This is a genomic window from Streptomyces sp. BJ20 (assembly GCF_022869105.1).
GTDB lineage: Bacteria > Actinomycetota > Actinomycetes > Streptomycetales > Streptomycetaceae > Streptomyces > Streptomyces griseoincarnatus.
In genome coordinates this window covers 2399214-2414665 of sequence record NZ_CP094918.1, presented here as the reverse complement: position 1 = coordinate 2414665, position 15452 = coordinate 2399214, and the positions used below count along the sequence as shown (strand labels likewise).

The 15452-nt window shown below is 67.8% G+C and carries 12 protein-coding genes, 1 tRNA gene and 2 pseudogenes; 3 read left to right on the top strand and 12 right to left on the bottom strand.

Features of this window, described 5'->3' with window-relative positions:
- Nucleotides 1-131: 131 nt before the first annotated feature.
- The 3 genes from MTR79_RS11065 to MTR79_RS11055 form a co-directional block, all read right to left on the bottom strand.
- Nucleotides 132-1397 carry a PP2C family protein-serine/threonine phosphatase gene (locus MTR79_RS11065; protein WP_244793121.1) on the bottom strand — a complete coding sequence of 422 codons (1266 nt, stop codon included), beginning with the start codon at nucleotides 1395-1397 and terminating at the stop codon, nucleotides 132-134.
- A 333-nt stretch (nucleotides 1398-1730) separates the two neighbouring features.
- Complete coding sequence (locus MTR79_RS11060) at nucleotides 1731-2075, bottom strand: ANTAR domain-containing protein (RefSeq protein WP_189557643.1); 345 nt, start codon at nucleotides 2073-2075, stop codon at nucleotides 1731-1733.
- 211 nt (nucleotides 2076-2286) lie between these two features.
- Complete coding sequence (locus MTR79_RS11055) at nucleotides 2287-2571, bottom strand: hypothetical protein (RefSeq protein ID WP_189557644.1); 285 nt, start codon at nucleotides 2569-2571, stop codon at nucleotides 2287-2289.
- A 242-nt stretch (nucleotides 2572-2813) separates the two neighbouring features.
- Here MTR79_RS11055 and MTR79_RS11050 point away from each other — a divergent pair, with 242 nt between their 5' ends.
- Nucleotides 2814-3296, top strand: coding sequence for a DUF5994 family protein (locus tag MTR79_RS11050; RefSeq protein WP_189557645.1), 483 nt, complete (start codon nucleotides 2814-2816; stop codon nucleotides 3294-3296).
- An 877-nt stretch (nucleotides 3297-4173) separates the two neighbouring features.
- Here the strand turns inward: MTR79_RS11050 and MTR79_RS11045 are convergent.
- Nucleotides 4174-5316, bottom strand: a complete 1143-nt coding sequence (locus tag MTR79_RS11045; RefSeq protein ID WP_244789952.1) for a transposase — start codon at nucleotides 5314-5316, stop codon at nucleotides 4174-4176.
- Nucleotides 5317-5408: 92 nt separating this feature from the next.
- Between MTR79_RS11045 and MTR79_RS11040 the strand changes: the two are divergent.
- A pseudogene (locus tag MTR79_RS11040) lies at nucleotides 5409-6340 on the top strand (IS5 family transposase).
- Between the two features lie 9 nt (nucleotides 6341-6349).
- Here MTR79_RS11040 and MTR79_RS11035 read toward each other — a convergent pair.
- The 4 genes and pseudogenes from MTR79_RS11035 to MTR79_RS11015 all read right to left on the bottom strand — a co-directional run bounded on the left by MTR79_RS11035 (nucleotide 6350) and on the right by MTR79_RS11015 (nucleotide 9006).
- Nucleotides 6350-6580, bottom strand: a complete 231-nt coding sequence (locus tag MTR79_RS11035; RefSeq protein WP_225641042.1) for an e9imm peptide — start codon at nucleotides 6578-6580, stop codon at nucleotides 6350-6352.
- A gap of 267 nt (nucleotides 6581-6847) precedes the next feature.
- Nucleotides 6848-7027, bottom strand: a pseudogene (locus tag MTR79_RS11030) (transposase family protein); the annotation flags it as partial.
- 179 nt (nucleotides 7028-7206) lie between these two features.
- Nucleotides 7207-7280 (bottom strand) — tRNA-Met (locus MTR79_RS11025).
- An 895-nt stretch (nucleotides 7281-8175) separates the two neighbouring features.
- Nucleotides 8176-9006, bottom strand: a complete 831-nt coding sequence (locus tag MTR79_RS11015) for a hemolysin III family protein (protein WP_244789950.1) — start codon at nucleotides 9004-9006, stop codon at nucleotides 8176-8178.
- A gap of 217 nt (nucleotides 9007-9223) precedes the next feature.
- On the opposite strand from MTR79_RS11015, the gene MTR79_RS11010 reads away from it, so the two are divergent.
- A complete protein-coding gene (locus MTR79_RS11010; RefSeq protein WP_244789948.1) occupies nucleotides 9224-9784 on the top strand; it encodes a hypothetical protein in 561 nt (186 codons plus the stop codon).
- Between the two features lie 201 nt (nucleotides 9785-9985).
- Here the strand turns inward: MTR79_RS11010 and MTR79_RS11005 are convergent, their stop codons facing one another.
- The 4 genes from MTR79_RS11005 to MTR79_RS10990 form a co-directional block, all read right to left on the bottom strand.
- Entirely contained in the window at nucleotides 9986-10189 is a 204-nt protein-coding gene (locus tag MTR79_RS11005; RefSeq protein WP_055495910.1) for a cold-shock protein, read from the bottom strand.
- Between the two features lie 240 nt (nucleotides 10190-10429).
- Nucleotides 10430-10768, bottom strand: coding sequence for a MerR family transcriptional regulator (locus tag MTR79_RS11000; protein ID WP_244789946.1), 339 nt, complete (start codon nucleotides 10766-10768; stop codon nucleotides 10430-10432).
- 1438 nt (nucleotides 10769-12206) lie between these two features.
- Entirely contained in the window at nucleotides 12207-13235 is a 1029-nt protein-coding gene (locus MTR79_RS10995; RefSeq protein WP_244789944.1) for an IS110 family transposase, read from the bottom strand.
- Between the two features lie 819 nt (nucleotides 13236-14054).
- On the bottom strand, nucleotides 14055-15323 hold the full coding sequence (locus MTR79_RS10990) for an ABC transporter substrate-binding protein (protein WP_244789942.1): 1269 nt from the start codon (nucleotides 15321-15323) through the stop codon (nucleotides 14055-14057).
- Between the last annotated feature and the right edge of the window lie 129 nt (nucleotides 15324-15452).

The following is a 15452-nucleotide window of genomic DNA, read 5'->3' as shown; positions in this document are numbered from 1 at the left end:
CCTCGGTGTTGTGGCACACGTGGCAACTTGAGGTCCAGACGATGGTGGAAGCACAGACCGGGTGGGCCCCGCGTTCCGGTCCCGCGGCCGGGGTTTCGTTCTCGTGGTGCGGAGCTGTCCGGCGGTACAAGTCACCCAGGCTGCTGCTTCGTACGCACGGCTGAGGCTTGCAGCGTATCCGCGCCGGAACTGACATGCCGCTGGGTCTCCTGGGGGCCGTGCCAGTCCAGGCACACGGCGGTGGCATCGTCCTCGAGCCGGCCGTCGGCGGCGTCGCGGATCGCGGACGTCATCGCCAGTGTGGTCTCCCGCGGGTGCAGGCCGCGGGTGCGCTCCAGCAGAGCGGGCAGGTCGACCTTCTCGCCATGGCGTTCGAGCATGCCGTCCGTGATCATGAGGAGACGGTCACCGGGCCGCAGGTCGAGGTCCTGCACACGGTACGGCCGGGGAGTCAGTTCGGACAGCCCGAAGGGATGGTCCACCTGGCAGGTGATCATCTCCACAGCGCCCCCACGCATGCGCAGTGGCCAGGGATGCCCCGCGTTGACGAGCCGGGCCCGCCCGGTCCGGAGATCGACCCGCAGGAGTTGTCCGGTGGCATGGCCCTGGCCGTGGTCGTTCAGTGCCTGGTCGGCACGCAGGGCCTGCTCGGCCAGGCCGGCTCCCGCCCGGCGGGCGCCGCGCAGGGCACCCACCAGGACTGTGGCGGCCAGGGCGGCGTCGATGTCGTGGCCCATGGGATCGGTCACCGACACATGCAAGGTGTCACGGTCCAGTGAGTAGTCGAAGGAGTCCCCGCTGAGGTCCTCGGAGGGCTCAAGGTTCCCGCAGAGGGTGAACTGCGCAGCCTCGCACGACAGTGACGGAGGCAGTAGCTGGTACTGGATCTCGGCCGCCAGCGTGGGAGGCCTGGAGCGTTTCCCCCAGGTGTAGAGGTCGGTGAAGCGCCCATTGGCGATCACGACGTAAGCCAGGATGTGAGCGGCCTCCCCGACTTCTTCGAGGACGTCTTCGCCCGGGGCCGTCGGCAGGAGCAGTTCCAGCAGCCCGATCGCATCCCCCCGGTTGGTGACCGGCGAGATCACCCGCTGCCCCTGGCCGGTCGCCTCCTGATACAGCCGCTGGGTGCGGATGACCTTTTCGTAGACGCTGCCGAACAGGGGGATCCGCTCCGTCTCCCGCTCGCTCTCCGCGGCGGTGGTGGACAGCCGCGCCACCGCTCTTCCTGTCAGGTCCACAATGAGGAAGGAGACCCTCGTGGCGTCGAAACGCCGTCGCAGATCCTCCGCGATCACGTCGACGGCGTCCGCCGGCGCCGCCGTCTCCGCTGCCGTCAGCAATCGGGGAAGTCCACTCTGCTCATCACTCACGACCCGTGGTCCCTTCCACCAGCCCATCCCACCAGCTTGGGAACCGCCGCCGTCGGCGTCAATCGTGAAGGGGCCACAGTCCGGCATCGCGGACGCGGTTGCCCTGCTCGGGCCCGAACCCGATGAGAAGTCGGGACGACGGCGCCTCCCCTTCAGGCAGCGAGAGCCGAAGCTCTCGACAGCCTGTCGTCTCGACGGGTGCCGTCCTCGTCGGGGCAGGGCAGGGACGTGACCGAAGAGCAGCCACTCGCCTGCGACGGCAGGCTCCTCGGGATCAGTCCTGGCCAAGGTGTGCGGTGGTTCCCGGCTCGTCTTCACCGTCCGGAACTCCAGACAGCGGGCGGCGGAACTGTGCCGTGGTCAGGTGGACCGCACGGTGGCCAGTGCCTTGTCCAGAGCAGCGCGGATCTCGTCGGACAACCGTTCGCTGTGGACCCAGTCCACTATCTGCTCGGAAACCTGCCGCAGCTTGACATTGGTGTGCTGTGAGACTTCTCGAAGCACTTGGAAGCCCTCGTCGGGGCGCAGGCCACCGAGGGTGACAACCACCCCGATCGCCTGGTCTACCACGGCGTGAGAGACGACGGCCTCCTGCAACTGACTGATTTCCGCCCGCAACTCACCGATCTCGTTCAGAAAACCTTCCCGCCCCGGGACCGTGTGCACTTCGGTCCGCACCGGAACGCCATTGCGAGGGCTGTCCATCGTGATCACATCCCAGGGAGCGGGTCTCCCGCCCCGGTCACCCGTGCCGGAGCGGAACTGCGAGGACGACAGTTCGACTTTTACCTCAGGACCCTGCCTTTGTGCATCCTGTCCCGCGGCGTGCGTCTGCGCCCGTGAGCCGACTCGGCCTGAGTGTCAGGGTGCAGGCCGCCGGTGAGGGAGCGCTCGCAGCGTGCCCGCGGTGTCGGGTTCACCCCTGCGGTCCGGCTTCGTCGGACTCTTCCTCTCCCTCCATGACCCGGATGCCCTCATGGGTCAGAGAGGCAGTGGCAGGAGTCCCGTGCGACGTCCAGTCGACCATGATCAGGCCCTCGTCGACCAGATAGGTACAGGCTGCGCCGAGGTCGTCGTCGGGCAGGCCGAGCTGCTCACGGAGTGCCGTCCCGCTGACCTCGGGACGGTTGCGCTCCATGGCGCCGTACAGGCACCGCAGGACTGCGTGGCGGTAGACCCTGCGATCGCGGAGTGTCGTCATGTCTGGCGCTCTCAAGGCTTGCGGCCGGCCCTGCGGACGCCGACAGGCAGCCGGCCCTGCGGCCTCGCTCATGGCGCCCCGCGTTCGGGTGCCCCGCCCGACTGCGCGCATGCGGCCTTCCGCGGCGGAATGCCGGGTTGTCACCGCCGTTCCCGGCGACGCCGGTGCCCCAGCGAGGAGTAGCGTGGTCAGGGGCGAGCGGAACAGAGCGTTCGTCCCGGACCCCTGAACGGTTGGTTCTCATGACCGACTCCGGCACCTCCTCCGGTTCCCGCCATCTGCCCGGTGGCGTTCATACGGCGATACGCCCCGGATGCGCGCTGCTCCGGCTCGAGACGACGGCATCGCGGGAAGGCGTGCTGGACGGGGCGTGGTGGCCGAGGTCGCGCGACATCGGTGCGGAGTTGCCCGCGCTGCTCAGCGCCCTCACCGAACACCTCGGCCCGTTGACGCGCCTCGGGCTGGACGCCGCGGCCTGGGAGGGGCTGCCGACGCGAATCGTCGTCGCCGACCGGGTGGTGCACATCGACTCGTTCCCGGTGAGCGACGACACCGTCCTGATCACCCAGGGCGAGAACGACCTGTTCTCACTGCTGGTGGTCCCGCCTGATGCAACACCCGAGGCCGCCCGCGCGGCGATGGCCCAGGCCGTCGTGGCAGGCAATCCCAGTACGGCGGCGCAGATCCTCATCGATACGGGAGGCGGACAGGCACGGCAGCTCTGACGGGCCCCGTCGCCTCACGGCCGAAACCAACGGTGCGCTCAGCCGCACCCCGCCACGCTGTTCGTTCGCCGCGGCGGGTCCGGAAGAACAGATCGGCGCACGCGTGCTTGGTCACCAGCAGATCGGCACCAGCCCGGAGAGCCGACTCAGCGACCGGCGCCGCCAGATCACGCGCCCGGCATGCTCCCGGTGTCCCCCAGGGCCAGGAACCCGGTACGGCCGGTCAGGCGTTGGACGCTCTCATGCAACCCTCGCTCGCAGGGGGCCTCGGGACCTACCGGAAATCCGAGGACGCACCCCACCAGCAGGGTCGTCTCCGCGACCAGCAGCACGAAGCCCGGCCGTCGGCCGTCGGCAGCCGCCGAAAGAAGTCGGCCCATCCCCGGTGCGCCGACGAGGGCCCGCTCTTCCCGGTGACGCCGGTGGATCTCCAGCCAGCCGCACAACCAGTTACGCCGCCCCTCGAAGGTGAGCACAACAACGATGTGGCGCGGGCAGCCGCGTTCCGGCCGGGCGCACCGCCTGCCGATGGTTCGTGACCACGGCAGACGGCTCACTCGTGGGGCACACTGCCGAACCCCATGACTCCTGGGTATCCCCCGGGTTCGAGCCCAACCACGTATCGGGAACGACGGAAACATCCGCTCCCGGATCGCTCACGCAACACCCGGGAGCCGGGATGCGACCGGACTGGAATGCCCCGCATCGCTCGCATGCCACTTGCCTGAGCGACGTCGGGCACTCGCCGTTGACGCGGAGGAGGAGGCATGACCCGACAGGCCGCCCTGCGCACGGGAAAGAGGTTGTCGGCGGTCTCTGAACCTGGGTTCTGGATCACTTTCCGTGCCAGGGCCACGGAGGGTCACCGAAACCGCGATCATGAACGGCCTCGCGCGCTGAGGAGGACTCGCTTGCGGAGCAGGTCGAAGTTGGCCCGGCCGAACATCTGCCGCTTGAGCATCTTGATCTTGTTGTTGTGGCCTTCGACGGCGCCGGAGCTGTAGCGGAGGCTGAGGCCGGCGACGACGGCGTCGAGGTCTTGACCGAGCCCGGTGACGAAGGTGTGCAGCGCGGGCAGGTCGTCGGCCGTCACGCTGGTGATCCACTGGTCCAGGTGTTTGCCCTGGCGGTTGTTCATGAGCTCGGCGAACGCGCGGACGTGATGGGCGGTGCGGTTGTGTCCGGGGCAGCGGGTCAAGATCGTTTTGAGCTGCTGGGCCTGGTCGTCGGTGAGGCGGTCGGGGTAGCGGGTAAGCCAGCTGGTCACGTTCCGCACGGATGGCGCCTTGCGGGGCGGGTCGTGCGGGAAGTTCTCGCGGAGTTTGGCCGCGTACTTCTTCAAGACGTTCTCGCCGCCGGGGTAACCGCGCTCGCGTACTTCCTCGAACAGGCGGCGGGCGACGGTGCAGCCCTCGGCCCACCGCTGATGGAGGTAGGGCTTGCAAGGGTCGAGGATGCTGGTGCGGCCGGCCCACCGGCCGACCAGGAGCTCGTCTGCGCTCGCCGCATTCGCGTAGCGGCGGACGGTGTTGCGGGCGAGCCCGAGCTGGCGGGCGATCGTGCGCAGGCCGATGTCTTGGTCGAGTAGGGCGTGGACAGTCGTGTGCTGTTCCCGGACGCGGTCGGAGAGTCGGCCGGTTGTCCTCGGCCCGGTGGGAGAGGACTGATCGAGGTTCGCCGCGTTCTCCATGGCCGCAGTGACCTGGGACGTGGCGGAGTCGTGCGGTTCACGCAGCAGAGTGCGGTGCTGGACGACGGTCTTCTCGACGGCCTCGGCGAGGTTGGACCAGATGTGCCACCGGTCCGCGACGTGGATGGCGTTCGGGGCGCCGAGGCGTCCGGCCTCGGCATAGGCGGTGGAGCGGTCGCGGCAGATCACCTCGATGCCGGGATGGTCGGCGAGCCATCGGGCGACCGTCGACGTCGTCCGGTCCGGCAGCAGGTCGACGGGCTGTCGGGTCTCGATGTCGATCAGGATCGTGCCGTAGTTGTGTCCCTTGCGGAGCGCGAAGTCATCCACTCCGAGCACCCGCGGTGCCGACGTCTCGGGATCAGCTAGGACCTGTCCGGTCGATCATGCGACTGCCCGGTGCCCGGGTCGTTGTTGTGGGCATGGGGCGGGGAGATCTGACGGATGCAGAGTGGGAACGGCTGCGGCCGTTCTTGCCAGTCAGCAATGGGCGTTGTGGCCGGTGGCGGGATCATCGGCAGGTGATTGACGGGATTCTGCACCGGGTTCGGACCGGGGTGCAGTGGCGGGATCTGCCCGAGCGGTTCGGGCCGTGGAAGACCGTCTATGAACGCCACCGGCTATGGTCAGCCGACGGCACGTGGGAGCGTCTGCTGCAGCAGGTCCAGGCCGCGGCTGACGCCGAGGGTGAGATCGACTGGGACATCTCAGTGGACTCCACCATCGTGCGGGCTCATCAGCACGCGGCCGGTGCCCGAACCGAACCGCCGCCAGCGTTTGCCTCAAAGGGGGCCGAAGGGCCAGAACATCAGGGCGAAACAGCCTGGCAGAGCCTGCTCGCCCGGCTGGTGGAGGTGGTCCGGGAGGTGAGGGACTGGGCCGCTCGCGCGGGGGGTTCACCAGCAAACTCCACCTGAGCGCCGACGGCCGCTGCCGCCCGCTGTCCTTCGTCATCACCGCAGGGCAGCGGGCGGACTGCACCCAGTTCCAGACGGTGCTGGCAAAGATCCGCGTCCCGAGAACCGGTTCGGGCCGGCCCCGCACGAAGCCCGACAGCATCGCGGCCGACAAGGCATACAGCAACGGCCCATGCCGCGAATACCTGCGGCGCCGCGGCATCCGGCACACCATCCCGGAGAAGACCGACAGCCAGGCCGCCCGCCTGCGCAAAGGCTCACGTGGCGGACGGCCGCCAGGCTTCGACGAAGAGCGGTACAGGAAGCGCAACACCGTTGAACGAGCGATCAACAGGCTGAAGCAGTCCCGGGCCGTGGCCACCCGCTACGACAAGCGCGGCTATATCTTCCTCGGCACCGCAACCACCGCAGCTCTGCTGATCTGGCTTCGAAGTTGAGTCCCGGACTCACAAAGCGATAGGCCGATAAGCCAGAGCCTGATCGACCACCTCATCAGCCGAAAGGTCCCGCTCCGGCGGCCAGAAGATCAAGCCGCTGACGTGACCGGAGGGACACACCAGAGCTCTGTCGAGCCTGTCCAGCCAACCGGCCACCTCGTCGTCGGAGCCGTAATCCATATCCATGATCCGCTGCACAAGCGCGACCGCCTCCGCACGGCTCATTTCCACGGCACTCATCATGTCCCTCCGCGCAGCCACCGTAACGGGACGCGTGATCGCCCGGACAGGCCCTAGGCGACGGATCAACCGCAACAGCGTCGACCTGCTCACCCCGGCCGCCAGAGCATGGGACAGACGAGCGCCGGCCCGGCCGGCCAGCATCACCGCCAGGCGTTCCAGCACCTTCTGCAGCCCGGTGCTGCGTCGGCCCTGCCGGACGGTCAGCCCGTCGACCTGCTCGGCGAACGTCGCCTGCCTGCAGGGACGTTGACCGCAACGGAAGCGCCGCACCTGTAACTCGATCAGTACCGGGCGCCCGCCGACCGCGCTGTCGGCGAGCCGACGTACGTATCGGCTGTGCACCCGAGACGACCATGCTCCGCACGCCGGACAGGCGGCTCGCTCTGCAGCCGTCCGGGCCCGTACGGCCACCAACTCGCCGTAGGACACGACGTTTTCGATCATGACACCTTCGACCTGGTGGAACCACAGGTCCTGGAGGAGGACATCAGCCACGGCCGTTCATGATCGCGGTTTCGGTGACCCTCCGTGGCCCTGGCACGGAAAGTGATCCAGAACCAGAATTCAGGCGTCGCCGAGACACGCAGTGAAGACCCGGTGGATGCCGGGCCTTCACGTTTGAGTAGCGGGGACAGGATTTGAACCTGCGACCTCTGGGTTATGAGCCCAGCGAGCTACCGAGCTGCTCCACCCCGCGTCGGTACGGTGAACTGTACGGCACCGATCGGAATCGACCCAATCGACTTTCGCATGCGCTCGTCGCGCTGGTCGTCATCCGCCTGTGAACAAACAAGCAGACTCGTCGGACGAGCGAGCACCCCCGGAAGCTCCCCGTCGAGACCGCACACCCACAGTCATGCACATGGCCGCCTGTCCATGCAGCGCCGGAGGAGGACGCCATGCCCACTGCGGCGTCCGGGCGTCGGTTCCGCCCAGGGGGACTCGGTGGTGTCCGGAGGAAGGCCGCCGCATCGCCGACGTCTTGCTCGGCAGGATTGATGTCCAGGGTGGTGATCTCGTCGCCGGTTACCTTCACCGCGCAGGAAGAGGATGCTGCGGAACCCGCCACGACGACTTCGTCGGCGTACGGGAAGGGGGCGACGGTCGCGAAGACGGGTCGGGCGGCGCAGCCGGTGACGCGGTACCCGAGTAGGCATGCGGCCTGGCTGAAGTCGACGGCGCCGAAGATTGGCGTGCGGGGCGGAGCAGCACGTACGGGAACGAGGACTGAGAGCTTCTCAAGGCAGCTGTCAGGGTCCCCTCCGGTATCGATCACGGCGTGCTCGGATTCCCTGAACGTGTGTGTTGCCGCTGATGGTCGAGCACGTCGTGGCCCCGCCATTCCCTCATGTCTTCCGCCTCGAACACGGTGCGCCTACCATCGCAGGTCAACTGAAGACCGCTGTCTCGCCTTCTCTCGCTCCTCTGTCCCTCCCCTGCCCCACCAAGCGCCGCATCCCGGAAAACAGCCGACTTGCAGACAGGACCGCGGCGGATTTCAAGCAGGGGGACGCCCAGGGACCGCCCCGCCCGTCCCGGAGCAACACGCGGCAACGCGTGTGACAAGCGGCGCGAGCCCGAACCCGGCGCGGTCAGTAGGTGGCGAGGGAGATGGCGGCGTAGTGCGCGGTGAACGCTGCCACGGTCAGGGCATGGAAGACCTCGTGATAGCCGAACCAGCGGGGTGAGGGGTCGGGCCGCTGCAGGGCGTAGACGACCGCGCCCGCGCTGTACAGGAGACCGCCGACAACGATCAGGACGACTACGGCTGCTCCGCCGGTGTGCAGGAAGTCGGGAAGGTAGCTTACCGGCGCCCAGCCCAGGGCCAGGTAGCACGGGGTGTACAGCCAGCGCGGAGCTCCGACCCACAGGACCCGGAACGCGATGCCGGCCAACGCTCCCGTCCAGACGATCCACAGCAGCACGGACCGCTGCTCGGGCGGGAGGAGGAGCACGGCCAGGGGGGTGCAGGTGCCGGCGATGATCAGGAAGATGTTGGCGTGGTCGAGGCGTCGCAGAAGAGCCTCGCCGAGCGGTCCCCAGGTGCCACGGTGGTAGATGGCGCTCGTCGCGAACAGCAGCCAGGCGGTGACCGAGTACACGGCGCAGGCCAGGACCGCCTGCCGAGTACCGGCCAGGCAGATGAGTACGACGCCCGCGATCAGTGCGGCGGGGACCATTCCGGCATGGAGCCAGCCACGCAATTTCGGCTTGACCGGTTCGGCCAGGTCGGCCACCCGCTCCACCAGAGCAGTAACCGGGTGAGCCCCCTTCCCCGCCTGGTCGCCTGGTGACTCGTCGGGTAGCCCGTCCGCACGGCGCTCCGCACGCGCTGACACGACGTGACCACATTCAACTTCGGCGGCGTCGCGGGACACGGCTTCTCGTCCTCCCCCGGGCTCCTGGGCGTCACTGGCAACCATGCGGTCATGCTAGGAAACCTCACCCGGACACATGGCGGGAGGTCGGTCCAGAACAGAGTCACGTCGCCGGGCCTGAGCCGGTTCGCCACCGTGGGAACTCCTGCCCCGTTGACCTACCGCCAATTGGGCCTGCCGAAGCCGAGTAGAACGGCTGGTCCTGGGAACGATCAGGGCTTACGAACGGGCATCTCCGCTCGCCTACGCGCAAGGATCGCCGATGCTTCCTGAGGTCCGCCCCTACATATCCACCGCGCTCGCAGACCAGTTGGAACACCAACTGGACCTGGCTCCGCATCTCGAGGCGGGCCGGCTCGATGTGGAGGGCGTCGCCGGCGTCGCAGTGGTCGCAGCCGCCCACTCCGACGGCTATGCGGCCACCGGCCATCTCCTCGGGCTGTTGGCCGCGCTGCCTGCCCCCACCGCGGCAGGAGAGCACTTCTGGTCGGACCTGTGGAGGTCTTCGGGCACCGCGTACCTGCTGCCCGTCAACATCAAGGATCCGGTGCTTCGTTCGCTGGCAGGAGAGGGAACTGCCCTGGCCCGGCAGATCCTCTCGGCCGTCGATGAGATGACCCCGCCCCAGCGCGTCGCGGCCGGGGAGGTGATCGGTCAGGCCCTCGTCGAGTCCGACCATCTGCCCGACCTCAAGACACAGGTCATCGGAGAACTGTGGCTCCGAGATCTCGAGCTCAGCGCCTGGCGCGTCCTGCACGCAGACCGCAGGTCGGACGATCCGGCTGGACGGAAAGCCTTCCTCGACGCCTGGACGAGCGTCTGAGCGGTCGGCTCCTCCGAGCTGCACGGTAGCCGCGCCAGACACGCGGCTCCCGTGCCCGACGACGCTTGCAGCGACTGAGGTCAGGAAGGTTCAAGCCGAAGTGGCAACGGCCCCGGGCCTCCACAGATCAGGTGGCCGCGCAGCAATTGCCGCGCGGCCACCTGCCGCGGCGTGCGCAACCTCTCGGGCAGGTCTGCGAGGTCAGACCAGGTTGATGTTCTCGGCCTGCGGGCCCTTCTGGCCCTGGGTGACGTCGAACGTCACGGCCTGGCCCTCCTGGAGCTCACGAAAGCCGGTGGAGTTGATCGCGGAGTAGTGCGCGAAGACATCCGGGCCGCCGCCGTCCTGGGCGATGAAGCCGAAGCCCTTCTCCGCGTTGAACCACTTCACAGTTCCCGTTGCCATGCCTCATGCCTTCCAGTCGATGAACGCCTCCCACTCCATGTGGCAGACGGAGGTGATCGTCCTGGTCCCTGCGGCACAGCACAGCAAAACGCCCACACCAAAGGCGCGGGCAGGGAATTCCGAACCACGACAGCTGACACAGACGCTACACGCCCACACACCGGGTCACCACAGGAAATGATCACGTCACACACGAGACCGTGCGTGCGGTGCCCGCCGACGCTGACGGGCACGCTCATCTCATGCTGCTGCCGTCGGGTTCGCTGATTCGGCGGCGCGGCGGTATTCGGCGTTGAGGCGCTGGGCTTCCTCGAGCTGGTCTTCAAGGATGACGATCCGGCAGGCGGCCTCGATGGGGGTCCCGTGGTCGACGAGTTCCCGGGCGCGGGCGGCGACGCGCAACTGGTAGCGGGAGTAGCCGCGATGTCCGCCTGCGGAGCGCAGCGGGGTGATGAGGCGGTGTTCGCCGATGGCCCGGAGGAAGCCCTGTGTGGTGCCGAGCAGTTCGGCGGCCCGGCCCATGGTGTACGCGGGGTAGTCGTCGTCATCGAGACGGCCGAACGTGTCGTCTGCTGTCATTGCACCTCTCTGTGGAACGCGTGGAGGGGCCCTGGCGCCTTACTGGCACCAGGGCCCCGAAGGAACTACTACACCATCTGCCGGCCCTGATACTGCACCGGCCTTCCGTTTCCGCAAACCCGACCGAGATGCTGTCGGGGGCGCGGGGATCGCGGTTGCTTGACCGGAGACCACCTCACTATCGATGTCCTGCGGTACCCGGGGCCAAGAATTCCGCCCGGGCGATCCTGATGGCGCTCGGCTCCTCCGTTCTTCCCTCTTGATCAACTACTCACTTTCGGAAACCGTGAACTGCTGGTGGCCTCGAACAGCGCCACTCTTCGGCAGCCAGCCCCGTCGCCCGTCCTGCGTCTGCTCTGGCTTGGAACCCCACTGCCGAACCTCCCGGTGCGCGCGCCCGCAGCCGACGCCTTCACCGAGGTACTGCTCACTGACTTCACTGCTGGGTGCTGCGAACCTTCACTTGCTGGTACTGCCACTGCGGTACTGCTCATGGCGGCCCCTGATCACTGCGGGCCACCCGGTGCGGTCGTCAGTCCCGTCGCCGTCCTGCAACCGCTCTGGCTTCGGAACTCCACCACCGCACCGTCCTGCGAACTGCAACTGCGTACTGCTGCCCGGCAGTTCATCTCTGCCGGGCCTCTCCTGATCTCGGCTACAACAAAAACCTTAACCACACCGTCGACCAATGTCTACTCCGGCGGGTATAGATTTTCGTGCGCTGGAAGACGAGGTACTCCGCCTCGACCGGTCCCATGGATGGTTCAAGCAGCTGCGAGGCTCTGTCCGGCGCTCACAGTGACTCACCGCCGCGTGGCATGTCGGGCTGGGCGTGCCGTCGCCGACTGCTCCGCGGCGAACGTCGGCGGCATCGGCCAACGCTGCGTCTCGTGAAGAACACCACCGTTCGGCACGGACGTTTCCAGCCGTGACGCCCCCCGGGTCGGCCGTTGACGAGCGCGGCAGAAGGCCCTGCGCCGCCTTCGACGATCCCGGGATGACCGAGCAGCTGGTGGCGGACCGGCACGGCCCCTGACTCGAGCAGACCGCGGGCCGCGAAGACGCGGGTAGCGTCACCGCTCAGGCAGCCGGATGGCCGGCGAATACGGTCCGCCTCATGTCGCAGCCTGACGAGTTGCTCGCCGCCGTCGGCGCCCCGGTGGAGTCCGACCAGAGCAATCAGAGTCCCTGACCGTGGTCACCAGTGGCGCTGTCATCACCGGTCGATCGGCTTGGGGAATGCCTTCGTGCGGCGGGTCGGCTGCTCACGCAGGCGCTCCTGCACGCTCCCGGGAAAGACGAGGGCGTCGGCCTCGGCCTCGGCAGGCCAGGTGGCCGGCGTCCGGGTAGGCCGACAGGCCACCGGCGGCCACGACGAGCTCCGCAGAAGCCCCGTCGGGATGGTTCCCGACGGGGCTCCCCCGTATCACCGACGCCCCTATAACGCAGGGGTGTGGGAAACCGGTCTGACCAGGTTGAAGACCTCGCGGGCGGCATACCGCTTGAGGCATCGGATGATCTCGCGTCGGGTCTTGCCCTCCTGGGTGCGGCGTTCGTAGTACGCCTGGGTGCGGGGGTCGTGGCGCAGCCGGGTGAAGACGATGCGGTGCAGGGCAGCGTTCGCCTGACGGTCGCCGCCGTAGTTGAGCCGACGCGTGCGCCGTCGGCCGGAGGAGTACTCGATGGGGCTGACTCCGCAAAGGGCGGCAAAGGACGCCTCAGTGTTCAGCCGCTCGGGATTGTCCCCCATGGTGATCAGGAGAGTGACGGCGCTGTCCGGACCGATGCCCACCGGTTCGAGTAGCTGTGGGGCGTGGCGTTCGACGAGCCCGGTCAGGCGTTGGTTCAGCTCATCGATCTGTGCGGTGAGCTGTTCGATGCGCTCGGCGAGCATGCGTAACGTCATGTGGGTGGCCTGGACCGCTCCGTCCTCGTCTCCCCCACCATCGTGCGGGACGAGGCGCGCGCAGGTGCGGAACAGCTCGGCGTTGCCCAGGCTGGACATTCGTTCCCGCAGGGCGGGGTCGGCGATGACCAGGACGGCCTTGAGCTGGTTGATCGCCTGGGTGCGGGCCTTGACCGCGGAGTCCTTGGCAAGTTTGTAGATCCGGGCGGCGTGCACGGGTCCGTCGCCGGACTTGGCCCGGGCCCGGGCGCGACCGCTGAGCACGGCTCGCGCGGCGGCCTGTGCGTCGAGCGGGTCCGACTTGCCGAGCAGCCGGCGGGCCGATCGGTCGGGCCGGTTCACCTCGAACACCAGGATCTGCTGGGCCAGCAGGTAGCGGGACAGGCCCGCGCCAAATGTGCCGGTGTCCTCCACGCCGGCCCGGCGCACCGTCCCCCGCTTGCGGGCCCACAAGAGCAGTTGCCGGTAACCGGCCGCCGTCGCCGGAAAGGACTCGGTGCCCAGGATCTTCCCGAGCGGGGAGATCACGGCGGCGACATGCACCTCGCCGTGCGTATCCACGCCCAGAACCACCTCGCGCCGAACGGGAGGATCCGTGCTCGATGAGGTGCTGCGCTGTCGGGTCGTCATGATGGTTCGCCTCCCGCTATGTGAGTTGCTGGGTAGGTGGCACCGGCCCGCTCGGGCGGTCTGAACCGTGATGGCGCCTGGAACTCGGCAAGGCCCCTATAGGGACACGCCCTGTGGTTCGGTACCAGCAGGCACCGTCCCGCGACGACAGTCGACACGCCTGTGACTGGACACTTCGGTCAAAGATCTCATGAGTCAGACCCCGTCCGGGACGGCATCGCTCAACCGTCCCATCAATCCCGGCGCACCGGCACGTCCCGACCGCAGCCGCATGGCTTCGTTCGATCCAGTGCCCAACCTGGCTTGGACAGGCTGACAAGAAATCGATTCTTCGTTCACTCGTGACCGGCATCGACAGACAGCCGTGTGGCCCGCCTTACTGGTTGTCCTTCGTCGACCACGGCGCGAACCACCCCGGCCCCCCTATTGGTAAGCGGCTGTCCATAAGTCCTGTAGCTGCTACGTGAGATCCCGCCATCCTTGCCTGGGCGCCGTCCACCACGATGAGCGGCAGGGCCCGCAATCTGGGATCGTCACTCCCGACGCGAAGGTGCGTGCCCGCTACCGGTTGGCAGGCGATGGCGCGGTCACTCGGGTCGAGCTGCTCCAGCGGGTGGCCCATCGGGCTGGAAGGCCAGGCATGATAGCCCGAACCATTTCATCGGAAGCTGGACCGGAATGAGCGGGCCCCGAGGAGGTCCTGGACGATGTCCGCGCACTGGCCGTGAAGGCGTACTTCTCGTACGTGAGTCAAGTCCGCTCTCGGTAGGCCCTGTCGAGAGCGGCCAAGGCAGCTTCGATGTCCGTGGTACCGGCGAAGAGAGCTTCGACCTGGGCGAAATGCGTCTGTTGCACGGCGGAGTTCGGCCAGCGCTGATCCATGAAGGGAATGGTGGTGCCGGCCTTCTGCCGCTCCGCGACCTCCCCGATCGCGGGGTCGACGGTGAAGGAGGCGTTCGGGATCGCGGGCAGGGTCGAGCCGGAGCGGTTGTACAGGTTCTGTCCACGAGCGGATCCCAGGAAGTCGATGAAAGCGAGGGCCTCCTTGCGATGTGGGGTGTCGGGGTTGAGGCCATAGGCGGCCGAGACGGCACCCGGCATCCGCGTGTCGCCGGGGTCATCTGTGGCGGGCAGTGCGGTCATGCGCAGTTTCATGCCGGGGGCAGCGGCACGTAGCTCGGACAGTACGCTCGCGACCTGGACGACCCCCACCGCCCGGCCAGTGGCCACCTGGTCGAGCGTTTCCTCGTACGTCGTGTCCAGTGGGTCGGCGTTGAAGCAGCCGCGGTCGTCCATCTCCATGTACTTGCCCAGGGCAGTTCTCCAGCCGGAGCCGGCGAAGGTTTCCTTGCCGAGTTCCATGTTCTGGTCGAAGTCCGGTTCGTCGGCGTAGACGGTGGTCGCGACCAAGGCGTAGGTGATGAGCTGGGTGACCCAAGGGGTGGCGTTGCCCAAGGCGAGGAGGACCTTGTCGTGGTCTCGGGCCTTGTCGCAGAGGGCCAGGAGTTCCGTCCAGGTCCGGGGCGGTGCTCCTCCGATGGCGTCCAGTGCTCCCATCGAGAACACCGCGCCGATGCCGCTGAATGTCACGGGTACCGCATACGTGCTGCTGTTCACGGCGGTGACTGGTCTGACGCCTACGGGCATCGTGAAGTTGAAGCGGCGGAGGCTGAGGTTCTCCAGAAGGTCGTCGCGTTCCAACGCGGTGACGGAGGCGGGATTGCCGTTGCCGGGCCAGACGGTGAACACGTCGGGGCCCTTTCCGGCGCGGAGGTCACCTGGGAGTTCCTGCTGGAGGGCGCCGGCGTCGACGTAATCGACTGTGACGTGTGTGTCCGGGTTGAGACGGTGGAACTCGGCGACAACGGTGTCCATCGCGGACTTGTCGGTGGCGCTTGCCCTGACGGACAACTCGACCGGCCCGTCCTCTTCGGCGCCGAAGGGGCCGCATCCGGTCGACGTGGTGACCGCGAGTACCAGGGCGAGAGCGAGGCCGGGCAGGTGTGAGGTGCGTTTCACGGACGTACTCCGGGCGGGAAGGAGGCGCGAGGTTGGTCAGAGCGATGTGGGGTGTTGGAGCGAGGTCGCCTGTCGGCGGCTCGTGTGACGTTCACTCGACCGTGAAGAGGTCACACGAGCCGCCGACAC